Source organism: Solibacillus merdavium, assembly GCF_014836935.1.
Lineage (GTDB): Bacteria > Bacillota > Bacilli > Bacillales_A > Planococcaceae > Solibacillus > Solibacillus ferritrahens.
The window spans coordinates 1-19,716 of sequence record NZ_JACSPW010000017.1; the positions used below are offsets into that span (position 1 = coordinate 1).

Here is a 19,716-nt window from a genome sequence, read left to right on the forward strand (position 1 = left end):
TCGGGACCTAATTTGATAAAAGAAATGACAAAAGGCATCGAGAGACGAGCTCTCGATGCCTTTTGTCGACAATCTGAAGCCATGTCATTCGAACATGGCTTTTTCCTATTATGAAATATTTTTCGTTAGTTTGTGGAATAATATAAATCAGAAATTATTAAACGGGAAAGGAGGAGAATATTTGGACATTCTATTAGAACAAATTCATCGAGATTTGGATTATCTATATTCACAAGGTAAGCACGTAAAGAAAATTAAAATGAATCCCAAGGTTTACGAAAGGATGACAAATAAGCTTACTGGAGTTGAAATCATTAATGAAGCTGTTATTGTATTTGGTATTCCTATTGAGGCAGATGAAAATATCGAAAAATTTGCATTTATTTTAGACGAAGCCACTTAATTAAGGAGTGGCTTTTTTTATATGGAAGATTGGGGAATAAAAAGATGCCCATATTTTAATGCATTGAATTGCAAAAGTTAAGAGTGCTACTTTACAAAAACCTTCCTATTTCAATGTTTTTAAGATATTGGGGGCTTATCACAAAGCGTTTTTACTTGCCCTTCCAGTCTTTTTTTTATACCTTTGTATTATTGGTACGAAGAAAGGTGAGATTGAGATGTTATCAAAAGAAAAATTAGCTCGGATTAATGAGCTTTCAAAATTAGCAAAAGAAGGAAAGTTAACGGAAGAACTAGCAAAGGAACGTACGGCACTTCGCAAGGAATATTTAGACACATTCCGATCGACTATGCGGGATACGATAGAGCATATGAAAGTTATTGATGAAGAAGGCAATGATGTAACGCCTGAAAAACTAAAACAAATAAAATCGCAAAAAAACTTTCTAAATTAGAATGTTTAATAATATGACACATTTCTTATAAAGTATGACATAAATTAATAAACTCTTTAGAAATGATTGTTTTCTTAGGGGAATTTGTCTAAACTATAGGATGTAGAATTATCGTACGAGAAAGGATGTCACATAATGACACAACAGATGGATCAGTTAGCAATTAGCGCAATCCGTACATTATCAATCGACGCAATAGAGAAGGCGAACTCAGGCCACCCAGGTTTACCTATGGGTGCAGCTCCAATGGCTTATACTTTATGGACGAAGCAATTACGTCATAACCCACAAAATCCAAATTGGTACAATCGTGACCGCTTTGTATTATCAGCTGGACATGGCTCAATGCTTTTATATAGTTTATTGCACTTAGGTGGATATGGTTTAGAGATGGAAGAAATTAAAAATTTCCGTCAGTGGAATTCAAAAACTCCAGGGCATCCAGAATATGGCCATACTGTAGGTGTAGAAGCTACTACAGGTCCTTTAGGGCAAGGTATTGCGATGTCAGTAGGTATGGCAATGGCTGAGCGTCATTTAGCTGCAACATACAATAAGCCAGGTTTAGATATCGTAGACCACTATACATTTGCGCTATGTGGCGATGGTGATTTAATGGAAGGTGTTGCTGCAGAAGCGATTTCACTAGCAGGACACTTGAAATTGGATAAGCTGATTGTGCTATACGATTCAAATGATATTTCACTTGATGGTGATCTTGAAAAGTCATTCTCAGAAAACATCCAAAAACGTTTTGAATCTTACGGTTGGAATTATTTAAAAGTTCAAAATGGCACAGATATTGTTGAAATTAATACAGCAATAGAAAAAGCGAAACAAAATACTGGTGGACCAACTATTATCGAAGTTAAGACAGTGATTGGTTTTGGTTCTCCAAATAAATCAGGTAAAGCAGATTGCCATGGTGCACCACTTGGATTTGATGAAGTAGCTTTAACGAAAGCTGCATACGCATGGGAACACGAATCATTCTTCGTTCCTAATGAAGTGTACGAAACATTTAAAACAGCAAGCGAAGTACAAGGTGTACAGGCCGAAGCAACATGGAATGAATTATTCGAGAACTATAAAAACGAATATCCTGAGTTGGCTGCACAATTTGTGAACGCAATGGAAAATAAATTACCAGAACACTATGCTTCTGAGTTACCAGTGTACGAAGCTGGCACTGCAGTAGCAACACGTTCATCTTCTGGTGATGCAATCAATGCTATTGCAAAAACAACTCCGTCATTCTTTGGTGGTTCTGCTGACTTGGCAGGTTCAAACAAAACAACTATTAAAGGCGCAGGTGACTTCTTCGCTGATACTCCAGAAGGTCGAAATATTTGGTTTGGTGTTCGTGAATTTGCAATGGGTGCTGCAATGAATGGTATGGCATTACATGGCGGATTAAATGTATTTGGCGGAACTTTCTTTGTATTCTCTGATTATGTTCGTCCAGCGATTCGTTTATCCGCATTAATGGGCCTACCTGTAACATATGTGTTTACACATGACTCAATTGCAGTAGGTGAAGATGGTCCGACACATGAGCCAGTCGAACATTTAGCATCATTACGTGCAATGCCGAATCTTTCGGTAATTCGACCGGCAGATGCTAATGAATCTGTTGCGGCATGGAAATTGGCTGTAGAAAGCAAGTCAATTCCAACTGTATTAGTATTATCCCGCCAAAACTTACCGGTATTAGACGTAGCGAAAGATGCTGTATATGATGGTGTTGAAAAAGGAGCCTATGTGGTTGCAGCTTCAATAAAAGAAACACCGGATGCTATTTTAATTGCAACGGGTTCTGAAGTAGGCTTGGCTGTAGAGGCGAAAAAAGCGCTACTCGAAGAAGGAATTGATGCATCTGTTGTATCAATGCCGTCTATGGACCGCTTTGAAAAGCAATCTAAGGAATACAAGGAATCGGTATTGCCAAAAGCTGTTACAAAACGTTTAGCAATTGAGATGGGTGCTTCATTCGGTTGGCATAAATATGTTGGCTTTGAAGGTGACGTTCTTGCAATTGATAAATTCGGTGCATCAGCTCCAGAAAAAATTGTTATAAAAGAATATGGCTTCACTGTAGAAAACGTTGTTGCTAAAGTAAAAGCACTTTAATTCAAAGTTTAAATGTCACTTGTCTACTAGGGCAAGTGGCATTTTTTACTTATTTCGTATTCATGCCCACTTATTTAGAGTGCATTCAATTTAATAGCTTATTTTCCATGCAAACTCCCTGTTGAAATGTATTTGAAAACGTGCGATATTGTTGGAGGAATGGTACGATAGTAATTGGAAAACGAAGTAACAGAATAAGGAAGTGAATAATTATGACAGCCGTACAAAAGGACATTGCTACATATGTAGAAAAAGCACTATTTTTATTATCCAGTAAAGCAGATCCTCAAAAATTTCAAACAATGATTCAACAAAATATTAATGATAAACGAGAATCTTCCACTTCAACAATAGACTTTTATGACCGTCTAATGTTAAATATGGCCTACTTCGTTGAAAATAAAATGGCGTGGACAGAACTTGTTCGTTCTACATTTAATGGAGGCGAATTACCGACTGTATCATATATTGAAAACGAATTAATGGTACATCAAATGCAAATTCGTAACAGTGTTGCGGAAAAGATGGATGATTATACGAAAGCCTTCCACCAGCAATATGAAACTTTAAAAGTAGAAGATGAAGATGTAATTTATGATTATGCATATGCATCAGTAGAGCATGCATTACGTGTTGATTTTTTAACATTAGTCTGTGCAAATAAAGCGACAATTTTAGCACAAGGTAATATTGACGAAACGTTAAAAACGATGGACGGTTATGTTGCTTATTTTACCGACCAAATCGTCAATAAAATGACGCTTTCTTAAAAGGAGATACAACAAAATGAATACACCATTTACTTTTTTACACAAAGCCCCTGTAATGAATGCAGAGAAAAAACCTGCAATCTTTTTATTACACGGTTTAGGAAGTGATGAAAATGATTTATTACAATTAGTTAATTCATTTTCAACACAGTGCCATATTTTTAGTTTGCAAGGACCTATTAAACATCGACCTGGCTATGCCTTCTATACTTTCGAAGAGGAAGGTAAACCAAATCGCGCCATTTTTGATAAGGTATTAAAGGGAATTGAAGCATTTATTAATGAAGCCGTTCGAGAATACAATTTAGATGAACAACAAATTTATGTGGTTGGTTTTAATCAAGGCGCAGCATTGGCACAATCCCTTGCAATGGTTATGGGGGATGCTATTCGTGGGACAGCAGCGTTAAGTGGCTATTTGCCGGAGTTTGCTGCACTTGAGTATAGTAAAAAAACGATGAATCATTCTAAAATTTTCATTTCCCATGGTGAATATGACTACGATTACCCATTTGAATGGGCGGAGCATGCAGTGCGTTTCTTCAATGATTATGGCACGAATGTTACATTTAAATCATATCCGGTAGGCCATGGTGTAAGTGAGCAAAACTTACAGGATTTAATCGCATTTTTATCAGAGGATCTACCAAATAATTTAAACTAAAAAACAGCTGACGGGGATGGAAATTATTTCTCGTCAGCTGTTTTTTCTATGTCCAATAATTGTTCGGCATCGTTAATCGACATCGGTTTGTAGAAATAGTATCCCTGGCCAGCAGGGCAGCCGAGTTGCTGAAGCATTACCAGTTGTTCCTTAGTTTCAATACCTTCAGCAATCGCTCGCATTTTAATATTTTTTGCAAGTAGGATAATGGTTTGTACAATCGCATACATGCCGGGTTCATTCATTGAGCTAACAAAGCTACGGTCAATTTTTATTTCAGAAAAAGGCAATTGAGGTAAGTAGCTTAAGGAAGAAAAACCTACACCAAAATCATCAATGGAACATCCAATTCCAAGTGCATTTAATTGATTTAAAATTTCCTTTGCTCTACTCAAATCCACTAATTCAATGCTTTCTGTTACCTCAAGTTTAATATATTGTGGAGGAATATTAAATTGATTAAAAATATTCCTAATATTTTCTAAAAATAGAGGGTCGTAAAAATGATCCGGTGAAATATTAAGAGATACAGGTAATATTTTTTTCCCTTTATTCAAACGATTTTGTAGCCAACTCAAAATATGTTTAAAATTCAGCAAATCAATATCTTTTATTTTCCCGGTTTGTTCAGCTATTGGAATATATTTAATCGGTGAAATAAAACCGAGTCTGCTTGAATTCCACCGGGATAATGCCTCGAATCCTTCCACCTCAAGTGTTGTAAAATTTATTTTCGGCTGTAAATATACTAAAAATTCTTCGTGATGGAGCGCGTATGCCAATTGATTGAAAATCTCCATTTCCTCTATCAGTTGCTTTGTACTGTTTTCTTCATATGCTTCAAAACTATTTCCGCTTCTGTTACGAGCTTTAGATAAGGCAATATCCGACTGATGTATAATTTGATCTACTGTTAAGGATTGGTCGAAATTTGTATAGCCGATCTTTATAGTGATATAGGTTTCTTTATCATCAATTAAATAGGGAATAAGTGTAAGTAACTCAATCTGTTGATAATAAGAGGTAAAACTATCACTTTCTCCTTTTACTCCAAGAACGATGGAATTAGAAAATCGTGAAATGAGAACATCATCTACAGCTAAATACTCGCTCAATCGATTGGCCATTTGACTTAGTAGGTCAGCACCTGCACTACGCCCATATAAATCCACAATTTTGTTAAATTCGGCAGGGTGGATAATTGCAGCAAAACCTGAATCCCCTGTATTTAACCATTTTGAAAATTGCGTCTTAAAATAATGTAAATTCGGTAAATTAGTCTCTACATCATAAAAGGCTAAATGACGCAGTTGAATTTTTTGTTCCGCATATTTAATGGCAAGCTGAATAAGTAGCGTTAATCGATTTAAATAATTGATATCAATTTGCTTTAATTCGGTACTGTCTTGATTAAATAATGTTAAGATACCGCTTATTTCATTTTGTGGCGTCAAAATCAACTTTGTCCAGGAACCTTGAATCGTTCCTAATTCATAATTTTCTGAAATATCGTTATATAGTGGGGTGTCAGTAAAATCTTTTAAGTATATAGCGCTCTTATTGAAGTTGGAATTTGATTTGATTTCAAAAAAGGCAAGTTTATTAATTACGTGTACTGGTAATGTATAGGAACCGATAGATTTAATATCATAGTTTTCATTATATAAATGAATCGTACAATAGACATCCCGAATATAAAAGAGTTCAATTTTTTCCGAAATCAAATTCAATATTGACTGTAAATTACTTTCATGATCGATCGCTTGATATACTTCGTGCTCCAATTTATAAATCATTTTATTTAACGTTTCTTCTGTTGTATCTTCGCAGGTCAATAATATATATTGAATTATATTTTCATTATTCCTAATAGGATGCAATGTAATCGAATTCCAAAAGGCAGAACCTTCTTTATTGTAATGTAAAATCGTTAATTTTTTAGGGGAGCCGGATTTTAAATGTAAATTTAATGCTTCAATCGACTTTTTACTAGTACGTTTTCCGTTTAAAATGCTGATGTTTTGATTAATGATTTGTTCATTTTCAAAAGAAGTTAATTTAAAAAAATAAGGGTTTGCATGTAGAATTGATAGATTCTCATCGTTAATATCAATGATAAGCGTACCTTTCGAAAGTTGGTTACTTAAGGTTTTTAACCAATTAAATAATCGATCTTTTGATAGGGGTATAGATTGATCAATTGTCATAGTTACTGCCCCTTTTTAATTATAAGATTTACTAAAGTATAACAAATTCCCTATAAATAGGAAGTGGATTATTATAATATATAAAAAGTTCTTTTTAGTTGAGTCTTATTTGCTGTTAGAAATAAACTAAAGAATTTTTAACAAAAAAAACTAGTAACGATAGATTACTAGTTTTGGGGATTTGTATTTTATTATCTATTGTCCATTCTGTCGGAGATGTTTTTCTTAACATCGCCAATTTTTTCTTGTGCTTTACCTTTTACTTGATCACGTTTTCCTTCAGCTTGCAGGGATGGGTCGTTTGTATTTCGACCGACTGACTCTTTTACTTCCCCTTTTAGTTTGTTCCCAGTACCTTTTACTTTATCTGAAAATCCATTTGACATAGTATAACCTCCTAAAAGTATTTACATATGTCTATTTCCCTTAACAGGAAAGAGTAAACAAAATTTCAATTCATCGTGTAGACCTTGTAAAAGTGGTGAAGGGATTCACTGCCTTTTTGATCAATAATTGTTTGTCCATTTTGATTCATGCTGACAGTTGTTTTTTTCTCCTCTAGCACCCCTTTATGGAAATACAAAACGACCTCAATTTTACTATTTTCAATCAATTGTTGCTTCTCGGCTTCTGAAAAATTCCCATCTGCAAAAAGTCCATTATCCTGCCATGTACCAGTTATTTTTAATTGTTGCTCGTCCTCATTTTCGTCATAATACCACTGCACATCGCGTAATATAGTTTTAAATAAATCGTTAATTGTAAAAGTTTCATTGTCGAACTCAATTTCGACCGAACGAATGGAATGTACATCGGTAGAAATGGCGGTTGCCGCTTCATTAGCCTTGGAGTTAATACCAGCTGCTGCCTTTTTAACATCACCAATCGTTTCTCCGCAACCTGCTAACAAAATTGCCGTAATTAAAAATAATATAGAACTTCTCATTAGAGTCCCTCCAATGTTGTCATTACTATCATTTTACTAAAATGTGCAAAAGGAAACGCATGAATTTAGTAGTAGAATGTGAAATGTTTGTAACAGATTGGAATTCAAAATGAAGAAAGCGATTTTCCATTAAAAATGTTATTAATTTTTCATCTTGCTGTATCTGTTCATGTATACGATGTTCGATGTTGGGTCACAATAGTTTATAAGTGGATAGTATATGGAATAGAGAGTCGTGAAAAAAGTGGAAAGTGAGTGTTGGAGATGCGAATCGATGATGAGTTACTTGAAAAGCTTGGTAGTTATTTTGTATATCATGAAGTGTATAACCGGTACGGCATTACATTTGAGACTTTTGTAGATCGTTGGACGAGAGGGATTCTTGAATTATAAATTCAATTAAAGAAGTTTGATCAGATGTATAACATTTTGAATTAGTAATACACTCCTCAGTTAAAATTGAGGGGTGTGTTTTCATTTTTGCTGTCCTTTTTTGGGAATTACTATTACGATAGATTTATAAAACCCCCTAAACAAAGGAGCTATGATTATGAAAGTACGCGATATGGGCATTAAGATCGGGCAATTACATACAGGAGACAAAAATTGCATTACGGACGTCGAAGGGGTAAAGGTTGGTCATGTTACACTGGATTATCCAATAAATGATTCTGGTGATGCAGCATGTACAGGAGTAACGGCAGTTTTACCGCATACAGGAAATTTATATCGGGAAAAAGTAACGGCAGCAAGCTATGTTTTAAATGGATATGGAAAAACGACCGGTCTAATTCAAGTGGAAGAGCTAGGGTTAATTGAATCCCCAATTATGCTTACAAATACTTTTGGCGTTGCAAATGTTACACAGGGCACGCTCCAATATTTGCTTGAGCAAAATGAAGAAATTGGAATAACGACCGGTACGGTGAATGTAGTAGTTGGTGAATGTAATGATAGCTATTTAAATTCGATTCGACATTTTCCTGTAAAACCTGAGCATGCCATAGAGGCGATTCATAAGGCCTCGAACAACAATCATGCCGAAGAGGGGGCAATCGGGGCGGGCAAAGGAATGATGTGCTTTGGTCATAAAGGGGGCATTGGCACTTCATCACGTGTCGTAAATGATAATGATGGAGAACAATATATAGTCGGTTGCCTCGTATTAAGTAATTTTGGAAAGGCAAATGAATTGCTAAAGGAACGCTACATTACTACTTCAAATAACAGTGAATCGACTATGAGTCCGACTGATGGTTCGATTATTATAATACTTGCAACAGATGCTCCGCTTAGCAGCCGTCAGTTAAAACGTGTGATTAAACGTTGCGGTATTGGATTAGGACGCACTGGTAGCCATTTCTCAAATGGAAGTGGGGATATCGTAATCGGATTTACAACAGCTAGAAAAATTCAGCATCATTACGATGATACTTTGGAAATACGCCAGCAATTGCGTGACGACCAAGAAGTAATGAACTCTTTATTTATGGCAGCAGCCGAAGCGACAGAAGAAGCGATTATTAATTCATTGTCACAGGCAGAAACAACAACTGGCAGACATAATCATATAGTACAAAAACTACTCTTTTAAATAATCAAATACAATTTTCTAAGTGGAAACCTTCTACAATGGCTTGTCTTTTACATTATTATTCTGTGAAAGACTTTTTTCATATAAAAATATAATAAATTTTACAAAAAATGTAACATTACAGAGGGTCATTACATTGATATTAAACTAATAGCAAATTTACAAGAAAAAAACTTCCACAATCGAAATATATGTGATATTTTAAATTTATACTTAAAAGATTGAAAAATCAAAATTTTTAGACATATTAATAATGTAAGTCACTTTTGTTTTTCAAACACATTAAAATTATGTTAGAAAATTATTTTGATGTTCGAATAGGTAGGAGGTATTCATCACTATAAAAAATTATTCTTTTCCCATATCCATAAACGCAACAGCGGAAAAGATTCCTGCTTTAATGGAAAACGGGGATCCTTTAGTGGAAATAAAGCCAATAGTAAATAAATTATATCTCAAGCCACAATATTTTTTTGAAGGTATCCCAAATAGTCTTAATAAAATATATTTGCGGCAGGAAGCTGCAAGTAAATTAATAAAAGCACTTCAGCTAATACCGGAAACGATGAGCTTTATTTTGTACGATGGGTTTCGCCCGCTGCAAGTTCAGTCGTTTTTATATAACGATATTAAAAATAAAATACGATTAAAATTTCCGCAATGGACAATTGAACAAATCGAATACGAGACGTTAAAGTATGTTGCATTTCCAAGCATAGAAAACAGTTCTCCATCGCCACATTTAACAGGAGGAGCAATTGATTTAACGTTAGGCGACGAGCGGGGATATCCGTTGGATTTAGGTACAGCATTTGATGCGACGGAGGAAAAATCGGCTACCGCCTATTTTGAAAAGCATCGTTCGGAAAATGAAGCAGCGCATATCAATCGGCGTATCTTGTTTCATTGCATGACACAAGCAGGATTTCAAAATTACGAAGCAGAGTGGTGGCATTATGATTATGGAAATAGAGCATGGGCGCGGAAATCAAATAAAGACCAATGCTTGTATGGTCCAATTATCGCCACAATTGAACAGAATGAACTAAAGGAGTATAAATTCAGATGAAAGTATATATAAGTGCAGATATTGAGGGAATTACAGGAACGACCGTATGGAGTGAAACCGAACTAAATACTTCTGACTATGTACAATTTCAGCAACAAATGACAAAAGAAGTGCTTGCTGCGATAGAGGGCGCATTTGCCGGTGGGGCTTCAGAAATATTACTGAAAGATGCTCATGATTCTGGGCGTAATATTTTAATCGAAAACTTACCGGAGAACGTTAAAATTATTCGTGGTTGGACACAAGAGCCAATGTGTATGGTTGCTGGATTGGATGAAAGCTTTGATCGCGCAATCTTTATCGGTTACCACAGTGAGGGGGGGAGTGAAAAAAACCCGCTTGCCCATACGTTAAGCCTGCTGGCAGATGTCAAAATCAATGGCGAATATGCAAGTGAGTTTCTAATTAATACATACGCAGCTGCACTGCATGGCGTGCCTGTAGCATTCGTTAGTGGCGATAAAGCATTAACAGAGCACATCTCCCGCCATAATGACGAAATCATAACGTTTGCAACAAAAGAAGGAATCGGTCATGCAACAATCAGTGTTAGCCCACAAACTACATTAAAAGAAACGAAAAGACTGATTGAAGAAGCAATGAAAATAGAACGCAGTAAGCTTCAAATCGAACTGCCCAAACAATTTAATGTAGAGATTATTTATAAAGACCATATAAAAGCATATCGAAACTCATTTTATCCCGGGGCTAAATTTAAAGCGCACAATACCGTGCAGTTTGAAACGACAGATTACTTTGAGGTACTTCGACTGCTGCAGTTTTTAACTTAAGGTGGGTGGTTTTATGAAAATTAAAAAAGTAGACGTTGGTTTAGTTGAAGCACCACTTATTACACCTTTTAAAACAGCATTGCGCACTGTAAATAATATACAAAATATCTTCGTAACTATTTATACTGACAATGGATATATTGGGATTGGGGAAGCGGCGCCTACACACGTTATTACAGGAGAATCGCTTCAATCAATTCGCTATGCAATTGAAGAGGTCATTGCACCGGTCATTATTGGAATAGAAATTGATGAAATTGCCCTGCTTTGTGAACGAATCGATAAATGTATGTATCAAAATACAAGTGCAAAGGCAGCGGTCGAAATTGCTCTTTATGACTTATGGGCCAAAAAATACGATGCTCCACTCTATAAATTGCTCGGTGGATATCGGAGCAAGATTACGACTGATATTACAATCAGTGTAAATGACGAAGAAGAAATGGTGAAGGACAGTATAGCAGCAGTTAAACGCGGGTTTTCTATTCTAAAAGTTAAAGTAGGAAAAAATCCACATAGTGATGTAAACAGTATATTAGCTATTCGAAACGCTGTCGGACCAGGCGTCGTTTTACGTGTTGATGCGAACCAAGGATGGACACCGAAAGAAGCTGTGAAAATTATAGGACAGCTGGAAGATCGTGGAGCTGATATTGAGTTGGTTGAACAACCTGTTCATTATAGTAATATTTCCGGCATGCAATACGTAACGAGTCAAACATATACAAATATTTTAGCAGACGAAAGTGTATTTTCGCCTAAGCAAGCAATCGAAGTTATCGAAAAGCGTGCAGCGGATTTAATAAATATTAAGCTTATGAAAACTGGCGGTATTTCAAAAGCCCAGCAAATTAACTCCATTGCAGAAGCTAATGGGGTGGAATGCATGATTGGCTGTATGCTTGAAACAAAAATTAGTGTTAGTGCAGCGGCACATTTTGCTGCAGCGAATAAAAATGTAACGATGGTTGATTTAGATGGACCGAGCTTATGTGTTAAGGATCCAATCGATGGAGGGCCGTTCTTTGAAGGGGAAAGCATTCAAATGAGCGATGATTCGGGAATTGGGTTTTTAATAGAGGCTTTTATAGCCAAATAAAAATAGAGAATTGGGGGAAAGTTCATGAAAAAATATTTATTTATTGTAGTGAGTATGTTTGCTCTATTATTGGCAGCATGCGGTGATTCTACAGATTCAGGTGAAACGTCAGAATATAGAACTGTTTATTCTGGCGAAATTAAAACGTTAAACTATTTAAAAACTGCAGAAACTAATGAGTTCGCATTATCTGCAAATCTCGTTGAAGGTTTAATTGAGTACGATGAGTACGGAGTAGTAAAACCTGGCTTGGCTGAAAGTTGGGAATCAAATGATGATGCGACGGTCTGGACATTCAAACTACGCGATGATGTGAAATGGGTAGATCACGAAGGGAAAGAAGTGGCAGATGTTGTCGCTCAAGACTTCGTTGACGGATTAAACTACGTGCTTGATGCAAAAAATGAGTCATCGACGGCATGGATTGCAACTGTTGTTAAAAACGGTGATGCATTTTACAACGGAGAAGTGACAGATTTCGCTCAGGTTGGTATAAAAGCAATCGATGAAAAGACAGTGGAATATACGTTGGAAGGTCAAACGCCATACTTCTTATCAATGTTAAACTACGTATGTTTCTTCCCTGTAAGCGGTGAGTTTTTAGCTGAAAAAGGCGATGCATTCGGTACAAATCGAGAAAATATTCTATACAACGGCGCATATATTTTAGATAAGTTTGAGCCTCAAAATGAACGTGTCCTTGTGAAAAATAAGAAATATTGGGATAAAGAAACTGTTAAAATCGACAGAATTCGTTATAAGTACAATAAAGAAGCAGCTACTGTAGCACCAGAACTATTTTTACGTGGTGAAATTGATGGTGCAGTTATTCCGACATCCATTTTAGATGAATGGTTAAATAGCGAAGACAAAAAGGATTTAGTACGTCAAAACAACAACAACTTCTATACTTACTTCTATGCATTAAACTTTGATCCACAATATGATGCAGAGTATGAACCGGAAAACTGGAAAGTGGTAGTAAATAACAAAGATTTCCGTAAGTCACTATACCATGCGTTAGATCGTGTATCAGCGATGTTAACGATTGAGCCATACAACCCTCAAGATCTATTGTCGAACACAATTACACCGAAAAACTTCGTAGACGTTGAAGGTGTTGATTACACATTATTAGAGCCTTTAAAAGCTATTACTGAAAATGATTCATTTGATAAAGATTTAGCATTGCAACATAAAGAAGCAGCTATGGCAGCTTTAAATGGTAAAGCAACATTCCCAGTAAAAGTTGTGCTGCCGTATAACTCGGGTTCGCCTGAATGGGCAAACCGCTCACAAGTTGTTGAACAACAGCTGGAAAACTTATTAGGTGCAGATTATATCGATGTTGAGCTTTATGCAGGTCCTGCAACAGGCTTCCTAGGTGAAATTCGTCGTCCAGGTAAGTTCTCTATGATTGAAGCGAACTGGGGTCCAGACTTTGCAGATCCATCCACTTATACAGATCCATTTACTGAAGGTGGATCGTATAACAAACCAGAATTGGCAGAAGGATACAATGGTCAGTACGATAAGCTGGTAGCAGCTGCAAAAGCTGAAGTAGATCCAGCGGTTAGATATGAACTATTTGCAAAAGCGGAAGCATTTTTAATTGAAGAAGCATTTGTAATTCCATACGCTGTTGGTGGCGGTGGCTATGTTGCTTCAAAATTAAATCCATTTGAATCACAATATTCACCATTTGGTGTAACATCCGAGAAATTTAAAGGTCAATCTATCCTAGAAAAGCCAATGAGTAATGAAGAATTTAAGTCTGCTAAGGAAGCATGGGAAAAAGCACGTGCTGAAGCTTTAGCAAATGCTTCTAATTAATTAATTTAGCGCTTTTTAAATGCATGAAGATTAGGAGATGACAGGAATATTTCTGCATCTCCTTTCTTATTTTATTGTAAGGAGGAGACATGTTTGATAAAGTATATCGCTAAACGTTTAGGACAATCAATTTTGACATTATTTATTATTGTTACGATTGTTTTCTCCCTGTTACGATTGATGCCGGATGAAGGCTATTTAGGAGCAGCAGCGGAAAAGATGTCGCTGGAGCAACAAGAAGTTTATTTAACAAATTTAGGTTTACGGGACCCTTTACTAATCCAACTTAAAAATTTCTATATCGGTCTATTTCAAGGGGATTTGGGAAAATCGGTTACATACCGTACTGATGTACCTGTCTTGGACATTATACAAGATAAAATGATGTATTCGATTGTGTTTGGGTTAGGAGCCGTAGCATTATCTCTACTTGTCGGTGTGCCCCTTGGTATATTTATGGCTCAGTTTAAGGGGCGTTGGCTTGACCGTCTCGGAACGGGCTATATTGTATTCGTAGTAGCCGTACCAGCAATGGTCTATTTCTTAATGATACAAATGTATATTTCCGATTGGTTTAATTTACCGATGCTATTTGATGAGTACAATCCTAAGAGCTTTATATTACCGTTATTCTGTTTAGCTTTGGGACCGATTGCTTCCTATGCCATGTGGATGCGTCGTTATATGGTAGATGAGCTTAATAAGGATTATATTAAACTGGCGCGCGCAAAAGGGGTTACAGAGCGTACAATTATGTTCAGTCACGTAATGCGAAATGCCTTTATACCAATGGCACAGTATTTACCTGCAACAATTTTATTTACAATCACAGGTTCGATTTATATTGAATCGTTATTCTCTATACCTGGTATGGGCGGTTTGTTAGTTGATGCGATTCAACGTCAGGATAACAACGTGGTACAAGGGCTCGTTTTAGTGTTCTCTTCGCTGGGAATTATCGGTTTAATTTTAGGGGACATTTTAATGGCGATTGTCGATCCTCGAATTAAGCTAGGGAAAGGAGATAGTGTACGCTAATGGGATTATTTACAAAAGAAATTCAGAATATTTCGGAAAAATCGAATAACCAATTAAATGATCACTTATTTGAATTTGCCACTGTTGATGATGCGAAAGCAGAAGAGACAGCGTATTCAAATTACTCCTATTGGCGATCTACTTTCCGTTCCTTTAGGAAAAATAAAATAGCGGTATTTTTATTAATATTTGTAATCGGTTTAATTTTATTTACATTTATTCAGCCGTATTTACCAGATCAAAAATCACCTACACAAATCTATATTAATGCTGAAACGGGAATGCAGGATCGAAATGTTGCACCGAACGACGAATATATATTCGGTACAAACTCAATTGGTCAAGATTTATGGTCACGTATTTGGGAAGGAACTAGAACGTCGTTATTTATCGGCTTTGCGGTTGCCATTATTGAAGTAATCATCGGCTTTTCAGTCGGGGCATTGTGGGGCTACTCTCGAAAGCTGGAAATGCCGATAACTCAGCTTTATAACATAGTGGACAACATTCCGACTACGATTGTCTTAATATTAATGGCCTACATTTTACGACCGGGCATTTCGACAATTATTATTGCAATGTGTATTACCGGCTGGGTTGAAATGGCGCGATTTTTACGGAACCAAATCGTTATACTACGAGATCGGGAGTATAATTTAGCTTCAAAAACATTAGGAACACCTGGCTATAAGATTATTATTAAAAACCTGCTTCCCTATTTAATTTCGGTAATTATGCTGCGTATGAGCTTAGCGGTACCAGCTGCAATTGGGGCTGAAGTATTTTTAACTTATATCGGTTTAGGTTTACCGGTAAGCGAGCCATCGTTAGGGAATTTAATTAACGAAGGTCGTGTCTTGATGATGTCACCAGATTTACGTTACCAGCTTATTTTCCCGAGTATTGTGCTGAGTGTAATTACAATTGCTTTTTATATTATTGGTAATGCATTTGCAGATGCAGCAGATCCGAAAAATCACGTATAGGGAGGAAGGCGTTAAATGGAACAGGAAAAAATATTATCAATCGAAAATTTAGTCATTAAATTTAAATTACGAGGTCAAACATTAACAGCCATCCGTGATATTTCACTGGATTTATATAAAGGGGAAAGCCTTGCGATTGTAGGGGAATCAGGATCAGGTAAATCCGTTTTAGTAAAATCCATTATGGGACTACTCGATAAAAACGGTTATATTGACTCAGGTCAAATCATCTTTGATGGGCATGATTTATCAAAATTCAAAACAGAAGCAGATTGGCTTAAAGTGCGAGGTAAAAAAATAGCAATGGTGACGCAAGATCCGATGACGTCACTTAATCCGCTAAAAACGATTGGCAAGCAAATTGAAGAAAGTGTTATTTTACATCAAGGATTAAAAGGAAAAGACGCCTATGAAAAAACGTTGCAGTTACTGCGCGATGTTGGGATTCATGAGGTAGAAAGACGCTATGGGCAATACCCGCACGAATTCTCAGGAGGCATGCGTCAACGTATTGTTATTGCAATCGCAGTTGCATGCAATCCCCAGATTTTAATTTGTGATGAGCCGACAACCGCTTTAGATGTAACCATTCAAGCGCAAATTTTACAGCTATTGACTAACTTGCAGGAGAAATATTTGTTGACGACAATTTACATTACGCATGATTTAGGTGTAGTCGCAAAAGTTGCCGACCGAATTGCGGTAATGTATGCAGGGGACATTATCGAAGTTGGCCAAACGAACGAAGTATTTTTCAATGCTAAACACCCGTACACGTGGGCACTAATTTCATCCTTACCCCAGCTAGGAATAAAAGGGCAAGAGCTTTATTCGATTAAAGGTACGCCTCCGAATTTATTTAAGGAAATTAAAGGGGATGCGTTTGCACCGAGAAATCAGTATGCCTTAAAAATTGATTTTGTTGAACGTCCTCCTTTCTTTAAAGTTAGCGATACACATTATGCAAGGACATGGCTTCTCGATCCAAAAGCGCCACAGGTAAGTCCTCCAGAAGTGTTGCTAGCATTTTTCAAAGGGGAGGGACAATAAGTATATGAGTAAAACTTCTAGAGAAAAACTAATTGAAATTAAAAATATTGATATCATTTTCGGTACAGGAAAAAAACAATTTAAAGCGGTTGATAATGTAAGCTTCGATATATATAAAGGAGAAACATTCGGTCTTGTAGGTGAATCAGGGTCAGGTAAAACAACGATAGGGCGAGCGATAATGCGTCTCAACTCAGTTGCAAACGGAGAGATTCTCTTTCATGGTAAACCAATCAATGGGCGCATAACAAAAGAATGGGATCGTGAAATTACACAAAAAATACAAATGATTTTCCAAGATCCTGGTGCTTCATTAAACGAGCGTGCGAAAGTTGATTATATCGTTTCGGAAGGATTAATAAATAATAAAAAGTATAGCAGTGAGCAAGAGCGTATTGAAAAAGTAAAAAAAGCATTAATGGAAGTAGGGTTACTCCCGGAATTCGCTTCTCGTTTCCCCCATGAGTTTTCTGGTGGTCAGCGTCAGCGTATCGGGATTGCTCGTGCGCTTGTGATGGAGCCGGAATTTATCGTAGCGGATGAACCGATTTCAGCTTTGGATGTTTCGATTCGTGCTCAAGTATTGAATTTATTATCTAATTTGCAGGAGGACCGCGATTTAACCTATTTATTCATTGCTCACGATTTATCTATTGTACGCTTCATTACAAATCGTACTGCTGTAATTTATAAAGGGAGAATTGTTGAGCTTGGAGAAACGGAAAAGCTGTTTAACAATCCGCTTCACCCGTATACTCAAGCACTTTTAACTGCTGTACCCGAGCCGAACCCTATTAAGGAACGCCAAAAAAAGCTGCAAGTTTACGATCCATCCGTTCATCAATATGAGATGGATCCACCTGAATTTGTTGAGATTGAAGAAGGTCATTTCGTATTGGCGAATAAAGAGGAACAAGAACAATACAAAGCTGTTCTTGTAGGAAAAGGAGTGTAATCGATGAGTATTGTGATCCCGAAGTCGTTAAAAATGGGGGACACCGTTGCGCTAATAAGTGCATCAGGTGCTACACCGACTGAGCGCTTGCAGCCTGCTATTGAAGCCGTAGAAAAGTTGGGGTTTCGTGTAGTAGTTGGTGAAACTTGCCGTACACGTCATGGCTATTTCGGTGGAGATGATGCATTACGCGCAAAAGAGGTAAATGAAATGTTTGCCAACGCTGAAATTGACGGTATTTTCTGTATTCGAGGTGGGTACGGGGCAACACGAATTTTACCGATGCTTGATTTGGAGTTGATTTCAAATAATCCGAAGGTTTTTGCTGGATATAGTGATGTAACTGCACTGCACACCGTTTTCAATCAGATATGTGGATTTGTTACTTACCACACGCCAATGCCATCGACAGAATTCATAAAGGAAAATATGGATGAATATACTTGGGAATATTTCATTAAAAGTGTTACCAATACCAATTGGAGCGACTATTTACTTGAAAATGCGAAAGACGATCCGCTGGAAACTCTTGTTTCTGGTGCTGCTACAGGGCAATTGGTAGGTGGTAATTTAACGCTTGTCACAGCATCTTTAGGAACACCTTTTGAAATTGATTTAAAGGGAAAGATATTATTTTTGGAAGATATCGATGAAAATGTACAACGTATTGACCGTATGTTAACGCAACTCTCAACGTCGGGGAAACTAAATGAACTGGCGGGTATTTTACTTGGTGGTTGGACAGATTGCGGACCAATGGATGCGAAAAATCCGGAAAATAATTTGGATTTAATTACTGTATTTGAAGAAATTTTGGCTCCATTAAATATCCCAATTTTAATGAATGTCACATGTGGTCATATGTTGCCGACAATGTCATTACCACTTGGAAAAACAATTACGATGGATGCAACGAATAAAACGATACGAGTAGTCGGGTAAACCGGATGAAAAATCAAATTGAGAAATTAATTGAGCAATGTCCTTACAAAGTACATATCGTTGTCGAGGACTATAAAACATCCAGCCCTGCATTTCAATTACGTGAGCAGGAAGTATTTAGTAGCGCAAGTATTATTAAAGTACCTATATTAATGGCTATTTTGGTACATTTACAAAAAACGAACGGTGACCTGCAGCAGATAGTGGAAATTGCAGACGAGAATGTCGTTGATTTTAGTGTCCTTACAGAACAAGAGCAAACGAGTGCTACACTGTATGAGTTATTGTTATGGATGATTATTACAAGTGATAATACTGCGACAAATGTATGTATCGATTTTTTAGGTATGGATACGTTGAATAATTACTTTAACGAATTCGGACTTAAAAATACGCGTGTGCAACGTAAAATGATGGATTTTCAACGGCAAAAGCTAGGAATGGATAATGTAACGAATGCTTCTGATATACAGCGTTTGTTCCAGCAAATTTATGAAGGTCATCTACTTTCAAAAAAATGGAATGATATAGCAATCGATATATTATGTCGTCAACGCAGTCATGAGTCACTTAAGCGTTATATTGTCGATCATGTAAAAATGGCTCATAAAACAGGTGGTCTTGATACAGTCGATCATGATGCAGGCATTGTCTTTACGAAAGAATGCGACTATTTTATAGGTGTGTTTATATCTGAAGTTGAAGATAACGATAAGGCAAAGCAATATATTGGAGCAATTTCGAAAGTTGTGTATGACCATTTTACGAAATAGTGGGGAGGGGAA

20 protein-coding genes are annotated in these 19,716 nt (G+C 36.6%); 17 read left to right on the forward strand and 3 right to left on the reverse strand.

Features of this window, described 5'->3' with window-relative positions; all coding sequences use genetic code 11:
* Nucleotides 1–181 precede the first annotated feature (181 nt).
* The 5 genes from H9632_RS15400 (at nucleotide 182) to H9632_RS15420 (ending at nucleotide 4,421) form a co-directional block, all read left to right on the forward strand.
* Nucleotides 182–403 (forward strand): lactate dehydrogenase, encoded by a 222-nt coding sequence (locus tag H9632_RS15400; RefSeq protein ID WP_191704961.1) that lies wholly within the window; start codon nucleotides 182–184, stop codon nucleotides 401–403.
* 217 nt (nucleotides 404–620) lie between these two features.
* Nucleotides 621–857, forward strand: coding sequence for a DUF896 domain-containing protein (locus H9632_RS15405; protein ID WP_191700270.1), 237 nt, complete (start codon nucleotides 621–623; stop codon nucleotides 855–857).
* A 135-nt stretch (nucleotides 858–992) separates the two neighbouring features.
* Nucleotides 993–2,987, forward strand: a complete 1,995-nt coding sequence (gene tkt, locus H9632_RS15410) for a transketolase (RefSeq protein ID WP_191704962.1) — start codon at nucleotides 993–995, stop codon at nucleotides 2,985–2,987.
* 212 nt (nucleotides 2,988–3,199) lie between these two features.
* Nucleotides 3,200–3,757 carry a DNA helicase gene (locus tag H9632_RS15415; protein ID WP_225223876.1) on the forward strand — a complete coding sequence of 186 codons (558 nt, stop codon included), beginning with the start codon at nucleotides 3,200–3,202 and terminating at the stop codon, nucleotides 3,755–3,757.
* Between the two features lie 16 nt (nucleotides 3,758–3,773).
* A complete protein-coding gene (locus H9632_RS15420; RefSeq protein ID WP_191704963.1) occupies nucleotides 3,774–4,421 on the forward strand; it encodes an alpha/beta hydrolase in 648 nt (215 codons plus the stop codon).
* 23 nt (nucleotides 4,422–4,444) lie between these two features.
* Here H9632_RS15420 and H9632_RS15425 read toward each other — a convergent pair whose 3' ends face one another.
* From H9632_RS15425 to H9632_RS15435, 3 genes are all read right to left on the reverse strand, one after another.
* Nucleotides 4,445–6,628: an EAL domain-containing protein gene (locus tag H9632_RS15425; protein WP_191704964.1), complete on the reverse strand. Its 2,184-nt coding sequence runs from the start codon at nucleotides 6,626–6,628 to the stop codon at nucleotides 4,445–4,447.
* Nucleotides 6,629–6,819: 191 nt separating this feature from the next.
* The gene (locus tag H9632_RS15430; RefSeq protein WP_191704965.1) at nucleotides 6,820–7,014 is read right to left on the reverse strand and encodes a CsbD family protein; all 195 of its coding nucleotides are present in this window, start codon (nucleotides 7,012–7,014) and stop codon (nucleotides 6,820–6,822) included.
* 65 nt (nucleotides 7,015–7,079) lie between these two features.
* Nucleotides 7,080–7,574, reverse strand: coding sequence for a 23S rRNA methyltransferase (locus H9632_RS15435; RefSeq protein WP_191704966.1), 495 nt, complete (start codon nucleotides 7,572–7,574; stop codon nucleotides 7,080–7,082).
* Nucleotides 7,575–7,829: 255 nt separating this feature from the next.
* On the opposite strand from H9632_RS15435, the gene H9632_RS15440 reads away from it, so the two are divergent.
* The 12 genes from H9632_RS15440 to H9632_RS15495 all read left to right on the forward strand — a co-directional run bounded on the left by H9632_RS15440 (nucleotide 7,830) and on the right by H9632_RS15495 (nucleotide 19,704).
* Nucleotides 7,830–7,967, forward strand: coding sequence for a hypothetical protein (locus tag H9632_RS15440; RefSeq protein WP_191705031.1), 138 nt, complete (start codon nucleotides 7,830–7,832; stop codon nucleotides 7,965–7,967).
* A 157-nt stretch (nucleotides 7,968–8,124) separates the two neighbouring features.
* Nucleotides 8,125–9,168, forward strand: coding sequence for a P1 family peptidase (locus H9632_RS15445; RefSeq protein ID WP_404829037.1), 1,044 nt, complete (start codon nucleotides 8,125–8,127; stop codon nucleotides 9,166–9,168).
* Nucleotides 9,169–9,589: 421 nt separating this feature from the next.
* A complete protein-coding gene (locus H9632_RS15450; RefSeq protein WP_191704968.1) occupies nucleotides 9,590–10,237 on the forward strand; it encodes a M15 family metallopeptidase in 648 nt (215 codons plus the stop codon).
* On the forward strand, nucleotides 10,234–11,028 hold the full coding sequence (locus tag H9632_RS15455; protein ID WP_191704969.1) for a M55 family metallopeptidase: 795 nt from the start codon (nucleotides 10,234–10,236) through the stop codon (nucleotides 11,026–11,028). Before H9632_RS15450 ends, H9632_RS15455 begins: the two co-directional genes overlap by 4 nt.
* 13 nt (nucleotides 11,029–11,041) lie before the next feature.
* Entirely contained in the window at nucleotides 11,042–12,127 is a 1,086-nt protein-coding gene (locus tag H9632_RS15460) for a dipeptide epimerase (protein WP_191704970.1), read from the forward strand.
* A 24-nt stretch (nucleotides 12,128–12,151) separates the two neighbouring features.
* The gene (locus H9632_RS15465) at nucleotides 12,152–13,960 is read left to right on the forward strand and encodes a peptide ABC transporter substrate-binding protein (RefSeq protein WP_191704971.1); all 1,809 of its coding nucleotides are present in this window, start codon (nucleotides 12,152–12,154) and stop codon (nucleotides 13,958–13,960) included.
* A 93-nt stretch (nucleotides 13,961–14,053) separates the two neighbouring features.
* Nucleotides 14,054–14,998: an ABC transporter permease gene (locus tag H9632_RS15470; RefSeq protein ID WP_191704972.1), complete on the forward strand. Its 945-nt coding sequence runs from the start codon at nucleotides 14,054–14,056 to the stop codon at nucleotides 14,996–14,998.
* Nucleotides 14,998–15,984: an ABC transporter permease gene (locus H9632_RS15475; protein ID WP_191704973.1), complete on the forward strand. Its 987-nt coding sequence runs from the start codon at nucleotides 14,998–15,000 to the stop codon at nucleotides 15,982–15,984. The genes H9632_RS15470 and H9632_RS15475 overlap by 1 nt, the downstream gene beginning before the upstream one ends.
* Nucleotides 15,985–15,999: 15 nt before the next feature.
* Nucleotides 16,000–17,034, forward strand: coding sequence for an ABC transporter ATP-binding protein (locus H9632_RS15480; protein WP_191704974.1), 1,035 nt, complete (start codon nucleotides 16,000–16,002; stop codon nucleotides 17,032–17,034).
* Between the two features lie 4 nt (nucleotides 17,035–17,038).
* Nucleotides 17,039–17,989: an oligopeptide/dipeptide ABC transporter ATP-binding protein gene (locus H9632_RS15485; RefSeq protein WP_191704975.1), complete on the forward strand. Its 951-nt coding sequence runs from the start codon at nucleotides 17,039–17,041 to the stop codon at nucleotides 17,987–17,989.
* Nucleotides 17,990–17,992: 3 nt separating this feature from the next.
* On the forward strand, nucleotides 17,993–18,931 hold the full coding sequence (locus H9632_RS15490) for a S66 peptidase family protein (RefSeq protein ID WP_191704976.1): 939 nt from the start codon (nucleotides 17,993–17,995) through the stop codon (nucleotides 18,929–18,931).
* A gap of 5 nt (nucleotides 18,932–18,936) precedes the next feature.
* Nucleotides 18,937–19,704, forward strand: a complete 768-nt coding sequence (locus H9632_RS15495) for a serine hydrolase (RefSeq protein ID WP_191704977.1) — start codon at nucleotides 18,937–18,939, stop codon at nucleotides 19,702–19,704.
* Nucleotides 19,705–19,716: the final 12 nt, after the last annotated feature.